General features: G+C 63.5%; 3 protein-coding genes. 1 reads left to right on the forward strand and 2 read right to left on the reverse strand.

The window, feature by feature from the left end; all coding sequences use genetic code 11:
- Window positions 1-83 precede the first annotated feature (83 nt).
- Window positions 84-473 (reverse strand): fucose-binding lectin II, encoded by a 390-nt coding sequence (locus H3O04_RS34630; protein WP_006479996.1) that lies wholly within the window; start codon window positions 471-473, stop codon window positions 84-86.
- A 959-nt stretch (window positions 474-1432) separates the two neighbouring features.
- Here H3O04_RS34630 and leuA point away from each other — a divergent pair.
- Entirely contained in the window at window positions 1433-3142 is a 1710-nt protein-coding gene (gene leuA / locus H3O04_RS34635; RefSeq protein WP_202589441.1) for a 2-isopropylmalate synthase, read from the forward strand.
- Between the two features lie 71 nt (window positions 3143-3213).
- Here leuA and H3O04_RS34640 read toward each other — a convergent pair.
- Window positions 3214-3343, reverse strand: a 130-nt coding sequence (locus tag H3O04_RS34640) for a LuxR C-terminal-related transcriptional regulator (protein ID WP_237666541.1), incomplete at its 5' end; no start/stop codon positions are given.

Genomic DNA, 3343 nt, shown 5'->3' on the forward strand with positions numbered 1-3343 from the left:
GTGCGAGAGTCCGCTTAACGCGGCGCAACCCGCCAGCCGCCACGGAGGCGGCCGGCGGCGATTGGTGGTCGATCCGCGTCAGATCAGCCGATCGGCCACTGGAGCACGACGATCCCGTCGTTGTAGTCGCTGTCGTGGCCGTCTTCCGACACGACGATCCCGAAGTTGACCGTGAACGGCGAGCCGTCCGACTTCTTGCCGTTGATCGGCGCGAGGCGCGCGTCGGTCGCCGACGGCTTGCCGTTCACCGACACTTCGAAACGGATCTTGCCGTTGCCGGAATTGAGCGTGGCTTCGCGCGGGCCGTCGCGCGTCGTCAGCTTGTGATACGCGGCCGGTTCCTGGCTGTCGCCGATAAACAATTTGATGTGCTGTTGCTCGGCGGCATTCGCGAAGAAAATCGCGCGGAAATCGGTATTCGGCGGAATCGAAAACTCGCCGGCGCGGTTGGATGACGTTTGAGAGTCGGCCATGCTGTTCTCCTGTGACTTGTTAGATAAGGCCAGGGGCCTCGTCGCGCAAACGTTTGCCGTTTGAAACGCGACATGCCGAGCATGACGAAAAATAAATAAAAAAATATTCGGATGAGAATGGTTATTGTTCAGTAATTCGAAAAACAGTGCTAATCGATTTAATGAAACGTATTTAATGGGGCGGGTTTCGATATATTTGAGAAACTATATCGATGCGTGTATCGCTTTCCTGAATGATGCGCGAGCGCAACGCGAAGGTGGGGCAGGAGAGGCGGGGGGCAATCGGACTTCGGAGCAGAAGCTCGGCGTTCGCATATGGCAGCGTTTCGTTTCAACATCGGCATCTCTGTCGTGGCCGCGCCCACCGGCCACCGTCGAACGCCCACACCGAAGCCCGACTGCAAGGAGGGGTGTGCGGCGCCGGCGAAGAGGATGGACCGACTCACTCCGAACATGAATAGGACCTCACCGGAACCGCACCCGTGAAGCATATCGACCGGGCAAGCCGCCGCCTATCGGACGGGACTGATTTTGCGCAAACGCGCGCATCGAGGGACGGAGCGGGATGGATGCGGACCTGGTTGACAGCCGTGGCCACCCTGTGATTTGATGCCGGTCATGCACGCCGCCCAGTTCCTCTTCTCGCTACGACTACTAGCCCGCTTCTCCGGGCTGGGTCTGCGGCTGCGCGCTTTCCATCTGCTTCTTTCCTGAAGCGCCAGATTTTCCCCGCATCACCGACCTGGCCCCGGTTGTCGACCGGCGCCTGAGTTCGTCTTTCTTCCGTCACCACTCCGCTCCGTCCCGGTCGCCCAACCGCCAAGGCCGTCGTTTGCCGTACCGCTTTGCCGTTGTGCCGCTTTTTTGCCGTTTTCACCGCTGTGCACGTAGCCGGCTCCCGATGCCGATGGCTGCCGCGCCGCGCTTCACCGACAAACAGACCGAGGACCGACATCATGATGCTGAAGAACCCCGCGACGAAATACCGACCGTTCACGCCCGTCAACCTGCCCGACCGCACGTGGCCGTCGCGCACGATCACGCAGGCGCCGATCTGGATGAGCACCGACCTGCGCGACGGCAACCAGGCGCTGTTCGAGCCGATGGACGCCACGCGCAAGATGCGGATGTTCAAGACGCTGGTGGCGATCGGCTTCAAGGAGATCGAGGTCGCGTTCCCGTCCGCGTCCGAAACCGACTTCAACTTCGTCCGCGAACTGATCGAGGGCGGCCACATTCCCGACGACGTGACGATCGAAGTGCTGACGCAGGCGCGCGACGACCTGATCGAGCGCACCTTCGCGTCGCTGCGCGGCGCGAAGCGCGCGATCGTGCACCTGTACAACGCGACCGCGCCGGAATTCCGCAAGATCGTGTTCAACCTTGATCGCGACGGCGTGAAGCAGCTCGCGGTGAACGCGGCGCGCACGATCAAGCGATGCGCCGATGCGGCGACCGACACGCAATTCACGCTGCAGTACAGCCCGGAAACGTTTACCGCGACCGAACTCGATTTCGCGAAGGAAGTCTGCGACGCGGTGTTCGACGTGTGGCAGCCGACGCCCGAGCGCAAGTCGATCGTGAACCTGCCGGCCACGGTGGAAATCGGCACGCCGAATTACTATGCGGACCAGATCGAGTGGATGCACCGCAACCTCGCGCGTCGCGATTCGCTGATCCTGTCGGTGCACCCGCACAACGACCGCGGCACCGCGGTCGCGGCGGCCGAGCTCGCGGTGATGGCCGGCGCCGACCGGATCGAAGGCTGCCTGTTCGGCAACGGCGAACGCACGGGTAACGTCGATCTCGTGACGCTCGCGCTGAACCTGTACACGCAGGGCGTCGATCCGGGCCTCGATTTCTCGCAGATCAACGAAGTCGCGCGCACGTCCGAGGAATGCACGCAGTTGCCGGTCCACCCGCGTCATCCGTACGTCGGCGACCTCGTGTTCACCGCGTTCTCCGGCTCGCACCAGGACGCGATCAAGAAGGGCTTCGCGGTACAGCGCGCCGACACCGTATGGGAAGTACCGTACCTGCCGATCGATCCGAACGATCTCGGCCGCACGTACGATTCGATCATTCGCGTGAACAGCCAGTCGGGCAAGGGCGGCATCGCGTACCTGCTCGAACAGGGCTACGGCGTCGCGCTGCCGCGCCGCATGCAGGTCGATTTCAGCGCGGCCGTGCAGCGCCTGACCGACGAGAGCGGGCACGAGGTGACGAGCGCGCAGATCTGGGCGCTGTTCCAGCAGGAATACGTCGAAAGCGACACGCCGCTGCGTTATGTCAGCCATGAGCTGACCGAGCGCGACGGCCGCGAGACGATCGTGCTGACCGCCGACGTGCACGGCGAGCGCCGTGTGCTGCGTGGGGAAGGCAACGGCCCGCTCGACGCGCTGATGCATGCATTGCACACGCCGCTGCGGATTCAGCATTACGAGGAACGCGCGCTGTCGCAGGGCGCCGATGCGAAAGCGATCGCGATCGCCGAGCTGGCCGGTACGGGCGTGCGCGGCAGCGCGTTCGGTGTCGGCGTCGATGCGAACCTGACGACGGCGTCGATTCGTGCGGTGATCAGCGGCGTGAACCGCGCGTATGCCCGTGCGGATGAAGTTGTGCAGGCAACCTTCTTTGCCGGACAGCCGGCGGTGCAGGCCGTCGCATAAGCGGGTCGAAACCCGGGCGGGCGAGCCGGCCCGGGTTTTCCTTTCAGATCACGGGGTGCGCCTGCGCGCCGTCAGGGCAGCAGCCCGAGCATCGCGGCCTTGGTGGCCGCATGCGTCTTGTTCATCGCGTCCAGCTTCACGACGGCGTTCTGCAGGTGGAACTTCACCGTTCGCTCCGCGATTCCGAAGATCATCCCGATC

It is taken from the genome of Burkholderia sp. KCJ3K979 (assembly GCF_016759955.1).
Classification (GTDB): Bacteria; Pseudomonadota; Gammaproteobacteria; order Burkholderiales; family Burkholderiaceae; genus Burkholderia; species Burkholderia orbicola.

What these genes read in the sequence shown, in the direction of transcription:
- H3O04_RS34630 (WP_006479996.1), bottom strand. Translation starts at nt 473, where the DNA reads ATGGCCGACTCTCAAACGTCATCCAACCGCGCCGGCGAGTTTTCGATT.
- leuA (WP_202589441.1), top strand. Translation starts at nt 1,433, where the DNA reads ATGCTGAAGAACCCCGCGACGAAATACCGACCGTTCACGCCCGTCAAC.